This is a genomic window from Bacillus cereus group sp. Sample62, assembly GCF_036851315.1.
GTDB classification, from domain to species: Bacteria; Bacillota; Bacilli; order Bacillales; family Bacillaceae_G; genus Bacillus_A; species Bacillus_A wiedmannii.
In genome coordinates this window covers 1,862,867-1,885,638 of sequence record NZ_JAFLPK010000001.1, presented here as the reverse complement: position 1 = coordinate 1,885,638, position 22,772 = coordinate 1,862,867, and the positions used below count along the sequence as shown (strand labels likewise).

The window sequence follows — 22,772 nt, the reverse complement described above, 5'->3', positions numbered from 1 at the left end:
AAATTCGACATTTCATTCATTATCTTAATATACATTTTCTATCCACTTTGAAAAACTCTATTCATCTAATCCAATGCAAAGAATGTATTTTCTAGTAAAGTCCCTTACATAAAGCATACTCTTATCATGACAAAAAATGCTTTTTTTATCAATAGTATAATATTTTCAGAAAACTTTTTTTGATACTATCTATCACTTATAAAAGATTTGACGATTTGTAAGATTTAACTTCAAAAATTCTGTTCTAATTTGGCGAAAACACACACACCACTACCCACTTTTCACTAACTATGGTATTTATAGGATATTTATATTATCATATATATAGTGGTATTTTAACCAATACAAATTTTATTTACCCTACACTGAAACCTATCGAACTTTTACAGGGCGGTACATTGAATTTTGAGATGGAAGTCTTATTGCCCGCAAATAATGGGATTAAAAAAGGAGGTATATTTATGAAAAACATAATAGATGATCCTATAAATAAAAATATAGAATTGTACTATGCTTTTTTTCAATTCGTTTCAATTATTACCGTACAAAAAATATCAACTATTGAAACACGTAAAAACGAATTAAAAGATCAAATGAAAAATTCCTATCAAAAAAATCCTTATTACTTATAAAAGGTGAACAGGGTGTATCCCTGTTCACCTTTTATCTCGCATTATTTATAAATTTTCACACGATTTTCTAAAGGTTGGTATTCTTTTTCACCTGCAGTTACCACCGGTTTACCAAACGGCATTTGCGCAGTAAGTTTCCAGCTTTCTGGAACTTCCCATTCTTTTCTCACTTCTTCATCAATTAATGGATTGTAATGCTGCAATGTAGCACCAAATCCTTCAATTTCTAAAGCTGTCCAAATTGCAAATTGTAACATTCCTGAGGATTGCTGAGACCAAATTGGAAAGTTCTCTTTGTATAATGCAAAGTTTTCTTGCAATTCTTCCACTACTTGACTGTCTTCAAAGTATAAAACCGTTCCATAACCACTTTTAAATGCATTCATTTTTTCTTCAGTAGATGCAAAGTTATTTTCAGGTACAATTTTTCGTAACGTTTCTTTCGTAATATCCCATAACTTATCATGTTGTTCTCCTAGCAAGACGACAACGCGGGCGCTCTGAGAGTTAAAAGCTGAAGGTGTATGTTTTACAGCATGATAAATCACTTCTTGAATTTTTTCATCAGAAACTACTTGCTCTTTACTAATCGCGTAAATAGATCTTCTGTCTTCAATTGCTGAGTAAAAATCTTTTGCCATCATAATTCCCTCCAATTTTCATTTGAGGCTTTTTCATATGTATACATCATGTTCTGCCTCTTAAAACTTATCATTAATAAGTTTCTAACTTTATACTATCAACAATCAATAATAAACTCAAATAATAACACTCCCATTTTTCACCTTTTTACTTCCTAATATTAAAAATAAAAAGGCAATTTATTGTTACCTATAATGAGTAACAACAAATTACCTTTTTTATATGATGATCTAACTCAGTATTTTACTTAATTAACTAAACCAAATGCATAAGACATTAACTTATTCGTCTCTGTAAAACGCTTCGTTTTACCTTTCGTTCCCATTACAACTGTAATAATACGAGTATCACCTTGTTTTGCTGTACCCGTAAAACAATACCCTGCGCTATCTGTGAATCCTGTTTTTAATCCGTCTATTCCTTCTATATATAAAGCTTTATTATTTTTGTTTAACATATCATTTGTACTTATAACATTAATATTATTAAATGCTAACTGACTTTGACGTAAGTGAGTCACTTCTAATATTTCTGGATAGTCTTTTATTAGATGATACGCCAAGTTTGCTACATCAGCAGCTGTCATCTTCGTCTCACTTCCATCAGGTTCTTGTAGTCCTGATGCATTTGCGAATTTAGCATAATCCGACATTTTTAACTGCTTTGCTTTTTCATTCATAAGTTGAACGAAATCTTTCTCTGTTTTTTCCATATGTTCTGCTAAAGCTACAGCCGAATTATTTGCCGATTCAATCATTAATGCATGGTACAAATCTTTAACAGTTAATGTGTCATTCACTTGGACTGGGATTCTCGCACCCTCTGTTTGTGCCGCTTTCGCACTCATTTTCACCGGATCTTCCCAGCGAACTTTCCCATTATGTACATTTTCTAATAGAAGGTACGCTGTCATCATCTTAGACATACTTGCTGGCGCAAAAGCTTCATTTTCATTATGTTGATAAATAATATCTCCATTACTCGCATCGATAATCATAGCTGCTTTTGCATCAATTTCCGGTGGTATGTACTTTGGTGGCACTACTTTTTCAGCTAATTCTGTTTTAGGTAGTTCTGCCACCTGTAAAGGTTGTCCCTCTATATTTGTTGTACTCTTTTGAGTTCCTTGGAATAAGAACCAACATATCCCTAAAATAATGACTACTAGGATCGTCAGCCTTCCCCATTTTAACCGCTTCATTTCAAAACTCCTTTAGCAAACCTTTTATACACTCACGTTTAACCATAACAATAATTACTTTATATCGTCAAGGCAAAAAGCATATTTATTCATATAATACATTTATGTTACAATTAAAATATCGAAATATAAGAATATTTAATGTTATATTGTCGTAATTTAACTACTTAATAGAAAGGATTGTTACGATGCTACTTCCAAAGACATTAAAATACGGAGACACAATCGGCATTTATTCGCCCTCTTCACCAGCAACCTACACTTCTCCTAAAAGATTTGAACGAGCGAAATCTTATTTACAACAGAAAGGATTTCACATATTAGAAGGTTCACTAACAGGTCGATATGATTATTATCGCTCTGGCAGTATACAAGAGCGTGCCGAGGAACTGAATGCTTTAATAAGGAATCCTAATGTATCTTGTATTATGTCAACAATTGGCGGTATGAATTCTAATTCATTATTACCTTATATTGATTATGAAGCTTTTCAAAATAACCCTAAAATAATGATTGGCTATTCAGATGCAACAGCTTTATTGCTAGGGATTTATGCTAAAACAGGAATCCCTACATTTTACGGTCCGGCACTCGTCCCCTCCTTTGGAGAATTTGAGCCTTTTGTAGATGACACATACAAATATTTCTCAGAAACATTACAAAACGATCCGCCTCTTCCTTACAACATAAAACAACCATTATTTTGGTCAGATGAATTTATTAATTGGGAAGAGAAAACGAAAGAAAAAGAACTTAGACCAAATAATTGGATTTCTGTAACAAATGGACAAGCTACTGGACGTGTTATTGGCGGAAACTTAAATACAATACAAGGAATTTGGGGCAGCTCTTATATGCCATGTATTCAAGAAGGCGATATTCTATTTATTGAGGATAGTTCAAAAGATGCAGCTACTATTGAAAGAAGCTTTTCATTCCTTAAAATTAACGGTGTATTTGATAAAGTTTCAGGTATACTTCTTGGAAAACATGAGCAATTTGATGATTGTGGTACAAAGCGCAAACCGTACGAAATATTATTAGAAGTACTGCAAAACCAAAGCATTCCTTTATTAGCTGACTTTGATTGTTGTCATACCCACCCGATGATCACTATGCCGATAGGTGTTCAAGTGAACATGGATGTAACCAATAAAACAATACATATTTTAGAAAAATGGAAGATATAAAAAACGCCTATATTATAGGAAGAAAATATTATAAACTTTCCATTAGAAAACATAAAAAAGCTCCGTTCATCACAAACGGAGCTTTTTTATTATTGTCCTAAATTTTGAACCTTCTCTTTCAAATCACGAACTTGATCTATCGTCTGCATAAGCTCAGAGTTTTTAAATTGCTCTACATCCACTTTTCCTTCTTCTATCTTCGTCATTGCCGTATCAATTAATGTATTTAACTTTTCATTATATCCGACGATTTGCTGATGAAGATCCTTTGCTACATCAGGTGGTGCTAATTCATTGAAAGCGGGTATATCTTGTTTAATTTCACTAAGCTTCGTTTCTAATTCTTTTCGAGCCTCGCTATCATTAACAGCCTTTTCAGCTAATGCTGGTGCATCATTTGCAAATACACTTATTTCATTTACATAGTCTGTCGCTTTTTGAGCATAATCTATGGAGTTCTTTCCTTGTTCTACTAGTGAACACCCCATTAAACCAATTGAAACTATACATACTAATAAAATTGATTTGATTTTCATTTTAGACTCCCTTCTTCATTATACTTGTCTGTAATCTTCTTTATCATAACTTCTAGCTAAATCACCTACAACCTTTTTCAAATATCTATTTAACCTCTCACATGCCCTATTATCGTTACAACATCTATTTCTATATGTACGCTAATAATATCTTCAATTATATCCATATATCCTTGTCCGATAGCTGCTCCATAGTGTAATGTAAGCCCCTTCTTTTCATACACTGACTTTGGTACTGAAAAAATAAATCTCCTCAAGTTTCTTTCATCAGCAGGCTCCATAATTAAAACAATTCCATCCTCTTCAAACATATACACTCGCCCTCCAACTTTACATTCACTATGGCTCAGTATTGCCTTGGTCAGCAAAATTTAAAACATAATAAATTAAGATACATTCTGCTTTATCATAAAGTGAAACTTTAATCAGCCCTCACCAATCGGTTTTTTACTGGCAGCGAGGCCCCAACCTAACTTTTTTGCTTTCGCTGAATTTTGAGGTGAGGTTTTACTGCCCGGCAAATAGCGGGATAAAAATAAAAAGCATTCATTCTTTTTTTAAGAATGAATGCTTTTTAAAAAATCAATTTCTAACTCTAGCATCTTTTTTTGACGAGGTTTTACTTTTCTTACGGGAACTCCCGCATAAATATACCAATCATCTAAACTCTCTTTTACCATACTCATCGCACCGACTGCCGTGCCTTCTCCAATAGTTACATTTGGAAAAATAATAGAATTAGCACCAATAATCGCATGTTTTTTTAAAACAACTTTTTCTGTTTTCACATTCCTATATTGACTCGGGACAGTTGGCCCCATTAAAGTATTTCCACTGAAATCATCAATTACTGCATATACTATTGTTTTAGCTGAGATATTTGCAAAGTCATGCATTTCAATCCCAACTTCCCCTCCATATAACGCTGTATACGCTGATATATGCGAATAACTTCCAATTGTGATTTTACCACTTAAAATGCAAAAATCATCAATTCTTACATTATTACCAACCGATATAACACCCGGATTATATATACTTGCTTTTTTACTAATCAATACATTTTTCCCAACAGACAAAAACCCAATTTTCTTTAGTTCTTCTAGACTATAAAAACTATTCATCTGCCCAAACCACCTTCTGCCCTAAACAGCTTACAATTTGTTCTACTATTTCTTTCGTCATTCCTTCCCATAAAGGTAAACTTACTATTCGTTTTGCTATTTTATTCGTTTTTGTTAAATCTGTAGACTTATAGTTTCTAAAAAGTACTTGTTGGTGGCAAGATGGTGAAAAGTATAATCTAGCTTCTATTTTCTGTTTTTTCAGTTCTTCTATTACTTGTATGTTGTGAACTTCTTCTGGACAAAGAATAGGCATAAATTGTTGAATAACTACTTCTGTCTTTTGGACTTGCCACCCTTTTTTCATTAACCCAGTATTTTGTAACAACTGTTTATACCATTCAGAAATACGGGTGCGTTCTTTTAATTTTTGATCCCATTTTTTCATAGTTGCAATCCCAATAGCGGCTGCATATTCAGACATTTTACAATTAAACCCCATCATCGTACATTCACGATTTTTATCAAATCCGAAATTCCCCATTCTTTTAATACGTTGTATATCTTCTTCGTTTTTACTATATATAAGCCCTCCTTCACCAATTCCGAAAGGCTTTGTTGCATGAAAACTATATACAATCATTCCACTAAAATCCTGACCGTAATGCATACTTTCATTTATTAATCCGAATCCCGGTGCCGCATCTACGACAACCGGAACACCCTTCTTCTCTAATTCTTCATATTCTTCTAAGTTCATCCATGATCCAAAAGTGGCGTACGGGACAACAATCGCAACCTCTTCTTTTAATTCTTCAATTTTATCCAAAAGTACTGTTTTATCCATATACCAATCCTCTATTGAAATATCAATAAAATAAGGTTCCAATCCACACCAAATAGCCGCTAATGGAGTCGCAGGGAATGTAAAACTAGGCATGAGGGCATACTTTCCTTTTCTTCTTTTCTTAAGTTGAATAGCCGCCATTAACCCTAACGTTGCGTTTGCTACTGTTGTAACAGCTCCCCTGTTCTGAAAAAATTCCGACATAATTGTTTCCTCAAAACGTTGATTTATAGGTCCATAATTCGTATATATGTGAGATGTATCAATTTCCTTTAATTCTTCCAAATACTCAATTACAGGTACAGTTGAAGCACGTAAAAAAGGAATATTCTCCATATCCATTTATTCCTTCCTATCATTTTCGGACAATATAGAGCATATCTGTTTCAGATAGTCCAAATTTCCTAGCACTTTTCATTCCTTGTTTTTCAGCTACATTATATAATTCCACCTTAAATCCCGCATTTATTAATCGTTGAATGAATCCTGATTGATTATAAATTCTCACATGATCTTCTTGACCAAAAGCTAATTTCCGCAATTGTGGTGTTACAATTAATTCATTCTCTATAATAGAATCTACATTCATTACGATAGGTACTTGAATAATCCCCCATCCATTTGGCTTCAAAACTCTATATAACTCTCGCATTGCTTTATCATCATCAGGAACATGTTCTAATACATGGCTACATAAAATTACATCAAAAGTATTACTATCATATGTAATTCTTGTAACATCAATTTCCTTCATTAGTGGATCCTTTGGTTCTAAATCCCCACATACATACGTAATATTTTCATACTCGTTAAACCAATCTCTTAACTTCGCTTCAGGTGCAATATGAAGCATAGTATACTTTCTACTTAACAAGTCCGTTTCTGTTTCAATGTATGCACGATACAATCTTTCACGATCCATCGAACTACAAACTGGACATATCCCTGTATCTTTATTCCACATCTCAAATTTATATTTCGGAAAATCATAATGTGCTGGCCACGGGGAAAATTTTCCAAATTGTTGATTGCAATATTGACAATAACAACATTCTTTCTCAAACATATGAGCAACTAGCTTGTTTAACCCTTTTTCTATCTTTTCATTATAAATTTGATCTAGTTCACCATTTCTTACTGCATCCTTAACTATAAATCCCGCATTTTCTAAACAATAAGATAAACTCTCTTTATAATCTCTTTCAGAACTTAAAAATCCACTATTATACGCATCTATAATTAATTCAATCCATTCTTCAATTGTCATTAATATAAAGTGCATTTGTTTTTGATTTTGTCCACTATGTTGTCTAAAATAACTGAGAGGTTCTTGTATATAAACTACTTTTCCTTTCCTCATCATATCTAGCCATGTTGCAATATCGTTAATAGCAGAATACGCCTTCCCTTTAAAATACCCAAACTTCCCTTCAAACAAATCTCGATTAAACAGAACAGTTGTCGGCTCACCAACTATATTTTTTAAGTTTTTTAATATGTAATTCCCTAATTCTTTTCCTTCAAAAAGTGTAGTTTCTTTCGCAATTTTCATATTCAATGTTGAGGATGGTAATATCTCTCCATTCTCATCAATTAGTTCACGATATGACGTCACAAATGAAATATTTTCTAACTTCAAAAAGTATTCCATCATTTTCTCGATCTTTTCATGATGAAATAAATCATCATCTAATAAAAAATTTATATACTCTCCGTTCGCAAGTTCTATACACTTATTAAAGTTTTCAGCAACTAGCGGCGTTTCATTTTTAACATATGTAATACACTCATATTCACGTAAATACGGTTGAATCATAGCATTGACTTCATTATTTGTACTGTCGTCAGAAATAACAATTTCAATATTTTCATATGTTTGATTCAGAGCGCTATTGAGTGCCAATTCCAAGTAATAAGGTCTATTATACGCAGGAATCAGTATACTTACTTTCGGTAAAAGAGAATTATTATTTATATGTTGTTTTTTCTTTTCTATGTTTATTTTCTTTTCTTTAATTTTTTGATAATAGTCTAATGTATATAATATCGATGATGGAACTATCCTTCTTGCATAATCTAGAAAATTTGTTATCGCTTTGTCTAATTCTTTTTCGGTGGATAAGAAACCATATTTTTCTCCTGCTATAATACTATGTGAAAAATCTTCTAATCCATCCATCATTTTATTAGATTCATTTAACTGTTGATCTTGATGTAATCGAAAGTAACTAAGTGTCTCTGCTATATATACTGCTTTTCCTTTACTTAATAAAGATAACCATGAAGCTATATCTACGTTACATAGATACCTCCTCTTATCAAAAATCCCATACGGTTCTTGTAAATCATTTTTACGAAATAAAACTGTTGTCGGTTCTCCAATATAATTTTTTTGATCGACAATTACCCTATTCCCTAATTCTGTTCCCTCTATAATCATATCCTCTTCAAATAAACGAACAGTTGAATAAATATGGCGTAATTCTTCTCCTTTATCATCAATTACTTGACGATGAGATGTTACAAGCTTAATTTCATTATCTAGATCATTGAAAAAATACTTCATCATTTTTTCAATTTTATTCACATGAAATAAATCATCATCCATTAAAAAATTTACATACTCACCGTTCGCTTCATTAAATAACATTAGAGCATTTTCAAATTGTCCGAGAGTTGACCTGTTTTTTATATAAATAATATTTGAATGATCACATAAGTATTTTTGTAACACCTTTTCTGTTTCGTCATTCGTGCTATCATCTCCAACTATAATTTCTATATTAGGGTACGTTTGTTCTAACACACTACATAATGCCTCTTCAAAGTAGCGAGGACGATTATACGTAGGAATTAAAACACTTACCAATGGAAGTTGATCTACCACCTCTTCAGTTCTTTCAATACGAGTTCTCATTTTACTCTCTCACCTCTTCGCATATTATTTATATACGCGACACGAAAATCACATTATTTTAACTGTATGGAGCCTATATACTTTTATGCAAACATGAAACAAAATATCATACTTTTCGTTCCTAAATAAACATATTTAATAACGCGGACATTTTATTTGCACCTTTTTTATTCATATGATCACTATCATAAAAATCATCATCACAAAATAATGGTGAATCAAATAGATCTATAATCCGAAAAGAATATTGACTTTGAAAATCATTTATAACTTTATAAAAATCTTCTTTTAATTTCTTACTACTACAATTGAAATAATGTGAAGTAACAGGGAATACAACAATTAGTGGTTTTATATCATGTTTTAACAGTAGTTCTAAATATTTTTTGAAAATCGTTTTATTTTCAACTAAAGTATGAGGATATGACAATTTAGCATGCGAAGCTGCTCTCATTTTCCCATGTTCTTCAAAAGGAATATGAAGGGGAGTAGTATTCCATTCAGCATTTATCCAAGGTAGTATCAATGATTCATCTTTTAGTTCGTCTAATAAAATATATTCAAAATGCAAATTAAAAATAGAAAAAAGTGGTTTCGGAGTATCTAGATGTGAGAATCCATCAGTGGGTAGAGGAGAATGAACTACAGTATGATGACCGTCTTGAAACAATGGATAATATACTTTGTGAATTCTATATGCTTCAGATGATAACGACATGTCAAAGTAAAAAGAGAAATAGGCTATTCCTATCAAACAATATTGAAATGAATGATCGTTTGATAGAAGTTGTGACGCTATTAAATAATCATAGTATAGATCTTGCGATGGAAGTGTTAATTTTATTGACTTTTTTGAGAGGAGCTCCGTACTTATGCCACAATACGGATAAGACAAACCGGTAGCAAACAATTCATACGTGGGATCACTCTTTACTTTTTTCATAGACATGTATAAAAACATAAGATCCGGATTTATTTGATATATAGAAATTAATTTATGCCTCCATTCATACATGTATTTTGTTAAATTAATAATTTTTTTACTTTGCACGCCCTTGTTTATCAATTCATTTGTAAGTTTTTCTGCGTCCACTCTCCAAATGACTATATATTGAAAAGAATTTTCTATACGAATAATAGTTGAAACGTCTACAACATGAACTATTATTTTACATTTATTTTTGTCTAATGCATTTTGAATCCTTTCCCCTGATACTTCATCACTTAAAACAATAATTTTATACTGCTCCTTCATGTATATCCCCCTCCATTATATGTATAATATGAAATTCATTTTTCATTCGTAACGATCATATACATCTGCAATCCATCATTAATATTCATTTCAAAACAAAAATAGCTGCACCATTAGGCGTAGCTATTTTACAATTATTACTTATTCAAACTATATTCCTTTATCTAACTCATAAAGCATACGATACTTCTCGTTTTCTTTCAGAAGTTGTTCATGACTACCTTGCATCACAATTTGACCACGATCAAGGAATATAACTTCATCTACATGTTCAATTCCAACAAGATGGTGCGTAATCCAAATTACTGTCTTTTCTTCCGTTGCAGAAAACATTGTTTCTATTAAAGATAATTCTGTCTTTGGATCTAAGCCGATCGTAGGTTCATCAAGGACAATAATTGGAGCTTCTTGCATGAGCGTTCTAGCAAAAGCAACTCGTTGCCTTTCCCCGCCAGAAAACCTTTTTCCCATTTCATGCATTTTTGTTTGCAATCCATCTGGAAGAGAAGCTATATGCGAAGCTAATTGTGCTTTCTCTAAAGCTGTCCATATCTCTTCATCCGTAGCCTCTGGTTTACCGATTCGCACATTATTTCCAATTGTCGTATCAAATAAATGCGGCTTTTGATTCAATACAGAAATATATTTTGATAAAAGATTCGTATGAGCATGTTCACTATTCAATAAAACTTCACCCTGTAACGGGCTTAGCGCACCTGCTAACAATTTTAACAAAGTAGATTTTCCTGTTCCACTTCTTCCTAAAATGGCGATTTTCTTTCCTGCCTTTATTTGCAGTGATACTTCTTTCAATACAAAGTCATTACTATCTGGGTAACTATATGATACATTATTTAATTCAATGTCTATATGTTTTGATGCAACATGATCTTTATCCTCATGTAATTCCTTTTCATCCTGTAAAACATCATTAGCTTCTACTTTATTTAGACGATGAGCAGATTCTACATATGATGGAATTCGATCGATAGCATCTGAAAGAGGAATAAGCGCGTTTGTGACTGATAACGTCATTAAGACGAAAGCCGCAATAACGGTAGGTGCAATCTGTTCACTTGCCGCCTCATTTCCAGTCCATATGATCATTGAAATAACTACAATCCCCACTACTAATTGAATGATACTGTCTCGAATATGATTCCAGCGCTTCATTCTTTTTTCCGTTTTTAACAACTGAGCATTTTGCTCTACATACTTATCAATGAATTCATCTTTTCTACCACTTGCTTGCCAATCAGATAACCCAAAAACAGCGTCTGTTAATTGTTGATACAAACGGCTTCTTCCTTGTTTTAAAGTGACATGATGTTGCTTCATTAAAAGTAATGATACAAACGGAAGCAGAAAGACGATAATAGCCAACATACATGCTGCAATAAGTGCAAATACTACGTCAAATGCACCGATAACAAGTACGAATATGCTATATACAACTAATGCTAATAGACTAGGAAATATTGTACGTAAATATAGGTTTTGCAAATGCTCTATATCTTCGGATAATATGCCTAACATATCGCCCGTTTGAAATCGTGAACGGAAAAATAAAGCCTGCGGTTCTACTATTCTGTATAGTTTCGTTCTCATCTTTTCTAATATGCGTAGTACGACATCGTGTCCAACTAAACGCTCTAAATAATGAAATACCGCTTGTCCTATACTAAACGCACGTGTTGCAACGATAGGAACATATACAGCCATTACATTTTCTGGTCTAAGAGCAGATTTAGAGATTAAATAACCTGAAATGAAAAGTAACATCGCACCTGAACTAACTCCAAGAAGACCAAGGAAAATAGTTAAAGTCATTCTACCTTTATTTTGCTGTATATAAGGTTTAATCCAGTTACTCATCTCTATCCCCTCTCTTTCCTGTGAAAATGTAATGCCTCATTCTTTAAAAGTTCTTCATACGTTCCGCTTTCTATCATTTCCCCTTTATTTAAAATAAGAATATGATCCATCTGTTTCATCCAGTGAAGACGATGTGTTGCAAGAAATACTAACTTACCTTCAAACAGACGTAACATCGCTTGCTTTATTTCAAATTCAGTTTCAATATCAAGATGTGCTGTAGGCTCGTCTAATAGAATAATTGGCTTTTTACTTAAAAGAGCACGCGCCATAGCGACACGTTGTTCTTGCCCGCCACTAAGCATACGTCCACCTTCTCCAATTCTTTCATACATCCCGTTCGGAAGCGATGTAATGAGTGAACGAAGACCAACTTCATTAATAACTCTTTCCACTTCTGCATCAGTTGTATTTGTTTCATAGAAACAAATGTTATCTTTTAATGAAAGCGGGAAAATGTAAGGATGCTGCGGAATGTAAGCAATATTCTTTTGCCAATCTTCTCGAGTAGACCCGTCAATTTTCACACCATTTACTATCAGCTTTCCACCCGAAGGAGTTAAAAATCCTGCTAATACGTCAATTAACGTCGATTTCCCTGCCCCACTTTCACCAATTACACCTATAGCACCGGTACCTTTCCAAGTAAAATCAATTCCCTCTAATATAGATTTTTCCGATTCATCATTCTTTACTTTTACATCTTGTAATTTCAAGTTACTAGAGGAATTCCATATTAGATCTACATTTGATTCTTTCGTTCCTATTTCTTTTTGTTGCTGTAAAATCTCTTCTATTTGCTCCATTGCAAGTTGTCCATCTAACGTAGCATGATAATTCGCTCCAACTTGTTTAATCGGCAAGAAATATTCCGGAGCTAAAATTAAAATCGTAAGGGCTGGCAATAGTACAATTGTCCCATCTATTAAACGTATCCCTAATCCGACCGCCACAAATGCGATTGATAAACTCGTAAAGAAATCTAATGCAAAAGAAGAAAGAAAAGCAACTCGCAAAGTACGCATCGTTGCTTTTCTATATCTTTTACTTACTTTTTCAATCTTTCCTTCGTGCTGTTTACTTTTACCTAAATACTTTAATGTTTCTAATCCTTTTAACGTATCTACAAAATGATTAGAAAGTACACGATACGACTCATACTGACTATCCGCCATCTTTTGCGCTGCTAATCCTAGTAGGATCATAAATATAATCACGATAGGAATCGTTACAACTAAAATGATTCCAGACTCAATATCTAGCGTAAAAACATATAGTACAATTAGTCCCGGTACGATACTACTTCTAATCATTTTAGGAATTGTTAATTCTATATATGTTTTAAACTTCTCAATACCTTCTATCGATAAGGTAACCAGATGACCAGTTCCAGCAGTTTGAACATAACGTGGACCTAATGTGAAATACGCCTCTATCAATTGTTTTCTCAGTAGCGATCCTGTTTTTTCAGCGAAACGTTCCACTAATATTTGCGATATTCGCACTAGCATATGACGTACTGCAAACGTGATCCCAAAATAAACCGTTTCATTTAACACAGATTGCACAGTTTCTCCTTGAAATAAAAACGTAATAGCCCGTGCTAAAAACACTGTTTGCGCAATAATACTTATAGCTTCTAAAATGCTAATGATTGTTAACACTACATATAAAACTCGGCTACCAGGATACGACGGAAGTCCTCTTTTTCTTTTCATTAGTACTCCAAATCTTTATCTGACTTAACAGGTTGTCTAAACACATAGAAACTCCATATTTGACTTCCCAAAACAAATGGCAATATAGCAATTGAAAAATACGTCATCAGTTTTAGTGCATAATCTCCTGATGCTGCATTATAAATTGTTAAATCGTATATTGACCCTAACGAGCTAATTAAGACACGTGGGAACATGCCGGCAAACACACTCGCACTTAGTAAAATGATTGTTAAACTCGTCATAACGAAAGCCCAACCATCTCTTCTTCTTTTATTTAATAATGTTGACGCACATAATGCTACAAAAGCTCCAATCGGAACCATAATCCACTCTGTACCATGACCAGTGAAAATATCTGTTTTCCATAACCCTACACCGGCAAAAATAAGGAGTGCTATAATTGCAAGTGGTGCAATTTTCATTGCAGCAATACGTGCACGTTCTCTTAACTTACCAGTTGTACGGATAGTAAGGAATTGCAAACCGTGAACAATACATAAAAGAAGGAACATAACTCCTCCAAGTAATGCAAATGGATGAAGTAATGGTAAGAATCCACCTACAGCATTTTTCGTTTCATCAATTGGAATACCTACCATAAAGTTAGCAATTGCAACTCCCCAAAGGATAGGTGGTAGTAAACTTCCTAAAAACATACCCCAATCCCAAAAACCTTTCCATTTATGATTATCTATTTTCGCACGGAATTTAAAGGAAACTCCTCTTATAATTAAAGCAAGAAGCATAAATACAAACGGAATGTAAAACCCGCTAAATAAAGTTGCATACCAGTGCGGGAATGCTGCGAACATAGCTCCACCAGCACAAACAAGCCATACTTCATTCGCGTGCCAAAATGGACCAATTGTATTTAAATATATTCTTTTCTCTAAATCGTTTTCCCCTAAAAACCTTGAAACTATACCTACACCGAAATCGAAACCTTCAAGTACAAAGAAGCCTACGAATAAAATTGCAATAATGATAAACCACAACTCATTAAGAGATAACATACTCATCCTCCTTATCAAATGGATCATGGCTTTGAGAATCCTGTTTCGTTTTCTTATTCTCATGTCCTTTAATGACACGAACGAATAAGTAAATAGTAATTCCACCTATAATTAAATATAGTGATGTGAACGAAACTAAAGAGAATAATACTTCTCCGAACGTAACATTTGGAGATACAGCATCTTCCGTTTTCATAACACCGAAAACTACCCAAGGCTGACGTCCCATTTCAGTCATAATCCATCCTACTGTATTACCGATAAACGGTAGTGCAATTGCATACACCATTAATTTTAAATACCAAGTTTTTTCAGCTAAACGATCTTTTCTTGATAAGAACCATCCGTACGCTCCTAGAAGAAGCATAAATGTTCCACTCATTACCATCGCTCTAAAACTCCAGAACATAGTGTGTACTGGCGGTATATAATCTCCAGGCCCATATTTTTCTTCATATTGTTTTTGAATTTGATTCATCCCTTCTACTTGACCGCTAAATTTATCAAATGATAAAAGACTTAGCATATAAGGGATTTGAATTTCAAACGAATTTTCTTGCTTCTCTGCATCAATTTTCGCAAATACTGTAAATGGCGCTGGATCCTCACTCGTATTCCATAACGCTTCAGCTGCTGCCATTTTCATTGGATGTGTCTTAATTAATTGTTGTGCTTGCGCATGACCGAAGAATAATACTAGCGCAGTTGTAAGTGTTCCAACAATGATAGAAATGCGGAACGATTTTTTAAACACTTCAGTTTCTTGAGCTTTCGTTATTTTCCATGCACTCACACCTGCAATAAAGAAGGCACCAGTTGCAATCGCCGCTGTAATTGTATGCGGGAATTGTACCCATAATTGTGGGTTTTGAATAATCGCTAAGAAATCATTCATTTGTGCACGTCCATCTGCTGCCATTTCATATCCTACTGGCGATTGCATAAATGCACTTGCAGTTAAAATCCAAAACGCTGATAACATTGTTCCAATTGAAAGGAGCCAAATACATAACAAGTGAATTCGCTTCGGTAATTTATCCTCACCGAATACCCATAAACCTAGGAATGTAGACTCTATGAAAAATGCTAATAAGCCTTCAATTGCAAGTGATGGACCAAACACATCACCTACGAAACGTGAATATGTTGACCAGTTCATGCCAAACTGGAATTCTTGTAAAATACCAGTTACTACCCCTACCGCAAAGTTAACTAGGAATATTTGTGTCCAAAACTTCGTCATCTTCTTATAAATTTCTTGTCCCTTTACCACATATAACGTTTGCATTAACGCAATGATAAAAGCTAAACCAATAGACAGCGGAACAAAAAAGTAATGGAAAATCGTTGTTGATGCGAATTGTATTCGTGCCAATTCGAGCGTTTCCATACTACAATCACTTCCTTCATAATTTTTTATATCGTAATTTCAATTGAGTTGTATGTATAAAACAACTCAAATCTTAGAAATATAGAAAGATAAATTTGTTTATGTACTTTTAGAAAATATAAATTTTCAGTTTTCAAGATCATTACAAAAGAACTTTCTCATAAAATTTACCTTTTCACTATTTCAGTAGTGTTTTATCCGTTAATCGAATTGTATAATATACCTGCATAGTAAATTCAGCTGATTTTTGACGTATTATTGACATCATTTTGTCTGAAATATGTCTTTTGTCATTTTTTTGAATTAGATTTTTCTCATTAATAAAATGTATTTTTTTAATATAAGACTTACTTTCGTATCAATAAAAAAATCATTTTTCTCTACATACGCTTGACTTTTTCACGAAAAAATGTCCTCTTTACCAATGAAGAAATCAGTTATTTTTTTGTCAAGAGAAAAATACATTTCTAAAATTCAAACACAAAATAATGTTATTCAAAAATAGAAAATACCCTCCCTTTTTCTAGACTAAAAATTCATTTTTTTGTCATTTTTTCAAACAAAATTCATACATAAAAAAAATACCGAGAATCGATTAGACTCTCGGTATTTTTCAAATTATTTTGCTGTATGTTTTCTAACAGCCGGTAATATTTCAGTCGCAATTAATTCGATGTTTTTCTCAATTTTATTAAGTGGTACACCACCAAAATCAATTTGTGCCATAAAACGTTGTTGTCCAAACAACTCATATTGGTAAAGCATTTTTTCAATAATTTGTTGCGGGCTACCAACCATTAATGCGTCACGGTAATCTACTGCATTTGTAAATTGTTGCTTCGGATACCCACCACCACGCAGTGTAAGCATACCAGCATTAATATGAGGATAGTATTCACTAAACGCATCTTGTGAATTTTTTGCTGTATAAAATAAACTCGTTGTTGCAACTGGCAAACTTGCTGGATTAAATCCACTTTGCGCCGCTGCCTCACGGTAAGCATCTACTGATCCTTTAAAGTTAATAGCTGGACCACCTAGTGTTGTTATCATCATTGGTACACCCGCACGTCCTGCTTTAATCGCACTAGCTGGCGGGCCACCAACAGCACGCCAAATTGGTAAGTTATTATTTTTAGCTCTCGGAATAACCGATGCATGTGCAAGAGGCGCTCTGAACTGTCCGTTCCATGTTACATGTTCCTCTTTATTAATTTTTAATAAAAGATCCATCTTCTCTTCAAATAACTCTTCATAATCATTCACGTCATAACCAAGTAAACTATATCCCCCAATACGAGATCCACGACCAGCCACGATTTCTGCACGTCCATTAGAAATCAAGTCAATTGTAGCAAAATCCTCATACACTCGTACCGGATCAGATGTACTTACTATCGTTGCTGAACTTGCAATTTTTATATTTTTCGTAGCTTGTGCAATAGCTCCTAAAATAACTGTATGAGCTTGCGTTGTAAAATGCGTTTGATGACTTTCACCGACAGCAAATACATCAAGTCCAGATTCATCCGCTAACTTTGCTGTTTCAATTAATTCATGAATTCTTTGTTCTGCACTAATTTTCTCTCCGTTATGTGGATTTAAAACATGATCCCCAATTGAATATAATCCAAACTCTATTCCTTTACTTGTATCCATACGGTATTTTTTCATAGTTGCTCTCTCCTTTAATTCAGTCGTATTCATATTCTTCAATTATTTTTCACTTGATTAGTCAATTGATAGTGTAAAAAAAATTACTCTTGCGGCAATTCTTTTTTTTCGCTATGCTTATGAACTTTCGTCATTAGCTCGTATAATATTTTCTGCTCTTCTTCATTTAATACATCATCAAAAAACGATGATTGAAATGCAAGTTGCTCTGGCAATGCTCTCTCTAAAGCTGCTTCCCCTTGCTCTGTAAGACTAATTGTTTTCGTTTTCCAGTCTTGTTTTCGCACAATATATCCTTCTTTTTCAAGACGAGTTAACATTCGAGAAATGCCACCTTGTGTAACAGTAACCTTCTCAGCTAACTCCATTTGTGTTAGTGGCTGATACGTACGTATTTGCAAAAGCACATCAAATTGAGCTGTCGTTAAATCAAAACGTTTTAAAAACTCATTTGACATCTGATTACTTTGGTTCGTAAATCGTATTAAACGTAACCATATTAATGATCCTATCGTATTATCACGCATGTTTGATCACTTCCTATCGTGAATCTTACTATCACTTTACTACGCAAGTGATAAAAAAGCAAGAGAAAAAGTGAAAAATAATCTCATTAGAGTATTGCATAAATAAAGATAAGAAAGAATTCACTTAAATATGAATTCTTTCTTATCTTTATTCTTAACTTTCCATTTCATTCATTGCTATATTTAAAGCTGCTACCGCTTTTGGCCAACTGCAAATGAAATGGTAATTGTTCTGTATGACCAAGACTGATTAATACCGACACTGTACATAAACTTCTTTCTCTTAATGTTAAAGTGTCATCCCGCCACACTTCCTCGAACAATATCTCTTCACTATAATGAGAAAATGCAGGTGCCATTTCTCTCATTTTCTTTTGAATACAATATTCAATGGATTCAATCATCATTTCACTCAGCCTTCACTTTTACCAATTGTGCCAATCCTTGACCAAATGACCAATTTTCAGTAGATGTCTCATTTAGCGTAGTAAAAATATCTGCACTTTTTATACCAGAACATTCAGAAATCTTCAAGGGTATCGACTGATATAGATTCATTTTCTGTTTTATCGTTCTTCCCGGTCCGCATGTAATAGAAACATAAATCATATTCTCTGTTCTCTTTTCTCCTCTTTCTAATAAATAATATGGATTATATAAAAAGTGATTTTGTTGATAAGGTAAAAACATTTGAAAAAAATCATTTTCAAGGATGTTAAAATGTTCAATTAATGACAGATGAATACATTCACCTATCTTTTTCAACTCTTCTTTATTTAATATATTTTCATGATAATAAACGTTCACAAAAGGCATACATTTTCATTCCTTTTTCCTAATTTAACTTCAACAAGTTTTCATCGTGAAATGTGCAAAATCTCATATACTGTAACACCTTTATTTGTTACCATTTCAGGCTTTTCTTCATAAAAATTAAACTGACTATACCTCCATTTATCTGGATTATAAATCATTACATTTCCTAAACACTTTTCTATATTTTGTACATATTCATTCATAGTTTTTAATTGAGTCTCCCTCAATGAATTACTTTGAGAAATGCTCCCTACATATTCAACAACATATTTACTTTTTTTAAAATCATCACTTAAATTAACAACTAATGGAACACCTATATTTATTTGTTGCCATCCAAAAGATTGTAAAATATTATCGTAATACCCTTCAAATATAAATTTATTCATTCCTTCATGGCCATTCCAAATATATAAAGGGGCATAACAGTTATAGAAATTCCCGTCCTTACCTGCCTCATTTATTAAATACGCTTTAAAATTTAACTCTTGAAAACCATCCGTTTTATGCCCATTATCCTTTACCCTTTCCCTAATAATCTCCATGTCATAATCCTTTGGCAAAATGACCTTATATTGCATTCCAATCATGTTTATCACTCACTTTCTATCTTATATACACAATGATAAACCGGTGATTGCCTAACGTAAAATAGGTATAAATTATGTTTGATATCATTTATAATGATACCGTATAAGGAGCTGAGATACATGGAAATTAATGACCTTATTATATTCAAAACTGTAGCCAGCGAAGGTTCTATTAGTAAAGCTGCGAAAGAGTTAGGATATGTTCAACCGAACGTAACTGAGCGAATCAAAAAATTAGAACAAGAATTAGAAACGCCCTTACTACATAGAGATAACAAAGGAGTATCCTTGTTACCTTCTGGTGATATTTTATTAGACTACACGAATCAAATATTAACTCTAGTAGAAGAAGCGAAAGATAAAATTAAAACGAGTAGTTCTTCTTATGTAATAGCGACGTCACAATCTATTTTGACTAATTATTTAAGTAAGCGTATTAAAGAAAATTTAAGGGATTATCAAATATACGTAGAAAATAGCAGTCATTTGCAAAAATTACTGCATCAACAAAAAGTTGATATGGTCATTACTTATGAGGATGATCCCGACGCAGCTTTTAAAAAAGTATTTACTACTTCAATTTCTGTAGGCTTATTAAAAACGAAAGAAACACGTACCATTGACTATTCGAAGGAACTCTTCTTCGTTAGTAATGACAAAAGGTGCCCTTTTAGAAATAAGACAATACAATTTTTAAAAGAAAATAATTTATCTCAGCGTCAGCTTCAACAATTAGATTCTTATTCGCTTATGGAAGAGTTTATTCAGGACGGAAAAGGAATAGCCTTTTTGCCGATTAGAAATGATAAATTGGTACCAATTGAAAATGTTCCAATTGAGAAATTAGCTGTTCATTTTTTTACAAATCAACACTCTTTAAAACAAATCCCTGATGAACTATTTGATTAATAGAATAGCTATAAACTAATTACATTCACCAATAAAAATCCCTCCTTTACGAATCTAAAAGAGGGATTTTCATATTCTATGCAATTGATTTTTCACACATTTTGCTCCACTTCTGCACTGTTCTCCTTCTTACTCTGTTTCACATTCTTCAGTCTCTTAATCGTGCCAACTAATCCTTTCGGAAAAACTAACAAGACGATAATGTACAATAAACCAAGAATAATTGTCCATCGTTCAAAAATCGGATACGCTGTGGCTAGTTCTGATAAATAATATTTCAGTGATTCAATAATTCCAGCTCCAGCAATCGCTCCAATTAACGTTCCAACTCCGCCAATCATCGTCATCAATAATGCATTTAATGTCATTTCAATTGAAAATACAGTCGTATTAACAAAGCGTAGTGTGATAACAAATAAACCACCGCTAATTGTAGCAACTACTCCTGCAACAATACTAGCAATAATTTTATAATGAAGAACTTTATATCCTAGTGCTTCCACACGTTGCTCATTTTGTGAAATTGCTTTTAATACTTTTCCAATAGAAGATTTTGTGAAAAGACGTAACAGAATAAAAATGACAATTAAACATATAAGTGTTACATAATAAAAGGTAAGACGATCACGGAATATATCTGGTACACCAAATGTAAAACCGTCCCCTCCGTGAGTGAGTCCACGCCATTTTTCAGCAAGTACGAAAAACAACTGTGAAATTGCAAGTGTTAACATTGCATAAAAATGACTTTTCAGCCGTAACGAAAGCAAACCAATTATATAACTAACAATTGCTGAAATGATAATTGCAGCTATTATCCCTATTAAAAAGTTCGTTATGGATACTCCTTGCCGATCAAATAAAATTGCTACGCCATACGCTCCTATTCCAAAGAACATACAATGGCCGAATGATACAATTCCTGTATATCCTAGCAATACATCAAAACTCATTGCAAAAATAGCAAAGATGAAGATTTGAGTGAACAAAATTAACAAGCTCCGCGAATCATTTACGAATGGAAATACACTTAAACAAATGAGCATACATACTCCGAAGTATACTTTAATTCGATTTGATGTGCTGTTCACCATTTCACCCCTTTTCACTAACAAGTCCATTTGGCTTCACTATTAAGAAAAATAGTAACATTAACATATTGATTGCAAGTGATAAATCCGGTATAAAATACGCTGTAAAAGCACCCGCTAATCCGACAATTAAAGATGCGATTGCTGAACCTTGTACGCTTCCTAATCCTCCAATGATTACTACTATGAAAGCTAAAATCGCATACTGCATACCCATCTCGGCGAAAATAACGCCTGAATACGGTGCTAATAAGAAGCCTCCCAACGCTGCCATCCCTGCTCCTAATAAAAAGACGAAAGAAAATATCGCTTTTACGTTAATACCGAGCGCTTGAACCATTTCTTTATCCGTTACACCTGCGCGGATCATTAGACCTATCCTTGTTTTTTTGAGCAATAATAGTAAGGCAATGTAAATGATGATCCCAATTAAAATAACGAATAGACGATATTTAATTAATATAACGCCTTCAAATGTATAACTACCTTGTAACCATAACGGTAATTTAGCACCAATTGGATTTGGCCCCCAAAATACTTTAATACATTCACTAAGTACAAGCATTCCTCCAAGCGTCACAAGAAGCTGGCGAACATGATTTCCATATACCGGTCTAATAAGAAATCTTTCTAAAATGAATCCAAGAAACATCCCCATAGCAATTGCGCCAATTAAAGCTAATGCATAACTACCTGTCATATTAAATAACCAAACACCTGTAAACGCTCCCCAGGCAAATAAACCACCATGTGCGAAGTTTAGAACGCTCATTAAACCGAAAATAAGTGAAAGACCTGATGCTAATAAAAAAATGAGCATCCCTGTTGAAATCCCATTTACAAATAAATTGATTAACACATCCATCCTTCTCACCCCGGATT

Annotated in this window: 21 protein-coding genes and 1 pseudogene; 3 read left to right on the top strand and 19 right to left on the bottom strand. The window is 33.3% G+C overall.

Going from position 1 to position 22,772, the window contains the following annotated elements:
* Window positions 1–461 precede the first annotated feature (461 nt).
* Window positions 462–632 (top strand): DNA mismatch repair protein MutT, encoded by a 171-nt coding sequence (locus tag J0835_RS09555; RefSeq protein ID WP_140386736.1) that lies wholly within the window; start codon window positions 462–464, stop codon window positions 630–632.
* A 41-nt stretch (window positions 633–673) separates the two neighbouring features.
* On the opposite strand, the gene J0835_RS09550 is transcribed toward J0835_RS09555, so the two are convergent.
* Window positions 674–1,276 carry a nitroreductase family protein gene (locus J0835_RS09550; protein ID WP_176373331.1) on the bottom strand — a complete coding sequence of 201 codons (603 nt, stop codon included), beginning with the start codon at window positions 1,274–1,276 and terminating at the stop codon, window positions 674–676.
* A gap of 245 nt (window positions 1,277–1,521) precedes the next feature.
* On the bottom strand, window positions 1,522–2,475 hold the full coding sequence (locus tag J0835_RS09545; RefSeq protein WP_087980241.1) for a D-alanyl-D-alanine carboxypeptidase family protein: 954 nt from the start codon (window positions 2,473–2,475) through the stop codon (window positions 1,522–1,524).
* Between the two features lie 188 nt (window positions 2,476–2,663).
* Here J0835_RS09545 and J0835_RS09540 point away from each other — a divergent pair, with 188 nt between their 5' ends.
* Window positions 2,664–3,665, top strand: a complete 1,002-nt coding sequence (locus J0835_RS09540) for a S66 family peptidase (protein ID WP_087980240.1) — start codon at window positions 2,664–2,666, stop codon at window positions 3,663–3,665.
* An 89-nt stretch (window positions 3,666–3,754) separates the two neighbouring features.
* On the opposite strand, the gene J0835_RS09535 is transcribed toward J0835_RS09540, so the two are convergent.
* From J0835_RS09535 to J0835_RS09465, 15 genes and pseudogenes are all read right to left on the bottom strand, one after another.
* Window positions 3,755–4,201 (bottom strand): DUF6376 family protein, encoded by a 447-nt coding sequence (locus J0835_RS09535; RefSeq protein ID WP_087980239.1) that lies wholly within the window; start codon window positions 4,199–4,201, stop codon window positions 3,755–3,757.
* An 89-nt stretch (window positions 4,202–4,290) separates the two neighbouring features.
* Window positions 4,291–4,512: a hypothetical protein gene (locus tag J0835_RS09530; RefSeq protein WP_140386735.1), complete on the bottom strand. Its 222-nt coding sequence runs from the start codon at window positions 4,510–4,512 to the stop codon at window positions 4,291–4,293.
* A gap of 246 nt (window positions 4,513–4,758) precedes the next feature.
* Window positions 4,759–5,325 (bottom strand): acyltransferase, encoded by a 567-nt coding sequence (locus tag J0835_RS09525; RefSeq protein WP_087980237.1) that lies wholly within the window; start codon window positions 5,323–5,325, stop codon window positions 4,759–4,761.
* Complete coding sequence (locus J0835_RS09520; RefSeq protein WP_087980809.1) at window positions 5,318–6,448, bottom strand: aminotransferase class I/II-fold pyridoxal phosphate-dependent enzyme; 1,131 nt, start codon at window positions 6,446–6,448, stop codon at window positions 5,318–5,320. Before J0835_RS09520 ends, J0835_RS09525 begins: the two co-directional genes overlap by 8 nt.
* A 19-nt stretch (window positions 6,449–6,467) precedes the next feature.
* Entirely contained in the window at window positions 6,468–9,029 is a 2,562-nt protein-coding gene (locus tag J0835_RS09515; protein WP_087980236.1) for a glycosyltransferase, read from the bottom strand.
* Window positions 9,030–9,150: 121 nt separating this feature from the next.
* On the bottom strand, window positions 9,151–10,284 hold the full coding sequence (locus tag J0835_RS09510) for a hypothetical protein (protein WP_087980235.1): 1,134 nt from the start codon (window positions 10,282–10,284) through the stop codon (window positions 9,151–9,153).
* 150 nt (window positions 10,285–10,434) lie between these two features.
* On the bottom strand, window positions 10,435–12,159 hold the full coding sequence (gene cydC, locus J0835_RS09505; protein WP_087980234.1) for a thiol reductant ABC exporter subunit CydC: 1,725 nt from the start codon (window positions 12,157–12,159) through the stop codon (window positions 10,435–10,437).
* A gap of 2 nt (window positions 12,160–12,161) precedes the next feature.
* Window positions 12,162–13,877, bottom strand: a complete 1,716-nt coding sequence (gene cydD / locus J0835_RS09500) for a thiol reductant ABC exporter subunit CydD (RefSeq protein WP_333728119.1) — start codon at window positions 13,875–13,877, stop codon at window positions 12,162–12,164.
* On the bottom strand, window positions 13,877–14,893 hold the full coding sequence (gene cydB, locus J0835_RS09495) for a cytochrome d ubiquinol oxidase subunit II (protein WP_087980232.1): 1,017 nt from the start codon (window positions 14,891–14,893) through the stop codon (window positions 13,877–13,879). The genes cydD and cydB overlap by 1 nt, the downstream gene beginning before the upstream one ends.
* Window positions 14,880–16,283 carry a cytochrome ubiquinol oxidase subunit I gene (cydA, locus tag J0835_RS09490; RefSeq protein WP_087980231.1) on the bottom strand — a complete coding sequence of 468 codons (1,404 nt, stop codon included), beginning with the start codon at window positions 16,281–16,283 and terminating at the stop codon, window positions 14,880–14,882. Before cydA ends, cydB begins: the two co-directional genes overlap by 14 nt.
* A gap of 618 nt (window positions 16,284–16,901) precedes the next feature.
* Complete coding sequence (locus J0835_RS09485) at window positions 16,902–17,957, bottom strand: LLM class flavin-dependent oxidoreductase (protein ID WP_087980230.1); 1,056 nt, start codon at window positions 17,955–17,957, stop codon at window positions 16,902–16,904.
* Window positions 17,958–18,040: 83 nt separating this feature from the next.
* Entirely contained in the window at window positions 18,041–18,484 is a 444-nt protein-coding gene (locus J0835_RS09480) for a MarR family winged helix-turn-helix transcriptional regulator (RefSeq protein ID WP_001205523.1), read from the bottom strand.
* Between the two features lie 212 nt (window positions 18,485–18,696).
* Window positions 18,697–18,891: pseudogene (locus J0835_RS09475) on the bottom strand (carboxymuconolactone decarboxylase family protein); the annotation flags it as partial.
* 1 nt (window position 18,892) lies between these two features.
* Complete coding sequence (locus J0835_RS09470) at window positions 18,893–19,300, bottom strand: tautomerase family protein (RefSeq protein ID WP_087980228.1); 408 nt, start codon at window positions 19,298–19,300, stop codon at window positions 18,893–18,895.
* Window positions 19,301–19,341: 41 nt separating this feature from the next.
* Window positions 19,342–19,890 carry a DUF4865 family protein gene (locus J0835_RS09465; protein ID WP_087980227.1) on the bottom strand — a complete coding sequence of 183 codons (549 nt, stop codon included), beginning with the start codon at window positions 19,888–19,890 and terminating at the stop codon, window positions 19,342–19,344.
* 120 nt (window positions 19,891–20,010) lie between these two features.
* Here J0835_RS09465 and J0835_RS09460 point away from each other — a divergent pair, with 120 nt between their 5' ends.
* Window positions 20,011–20,799 carry a LysR family transcriptional regulator gene (locus J0835_RS09460; protein WP_087980226.1) on the top strand — a complete coding sequence of 263 codons (789 nt, stop codon included), beginning with the start codon at window positions 20,011–20,013 and terminating at the stop codon, window positions 20,797–20,799.
* 92 nt (window positions 20,800–20,891) lie between these two features.
* Here the strand turns inward: J0835_RS09460 and J0835_RS09455 are convergent, their stop codons facing one another.
* Entirely contained in the window at window positions 20,892–21,845 is a 954-nt protein-coding gene (locus J0835_RS09455) for a branched-chain amino acid ABC transporter permease (protein ID WP_140386788.1), read from the bottom strand.
* Window positions 21,846–21,894: 49 nt separating this feature from the next.
* Complete coding sequence (locus tag J0835_RS09450) at window positions 21,895–22,755, bottom strand: branched-chain amino acid ABC transporter permease (protein ID WP_087980224.1); 861 nt, start codon at window positions 22,753–22,755, stop codon at window positions 21,895–21,897.
* Window positions 22,756–22,772 lie beyond the last annotated feature (17 nt).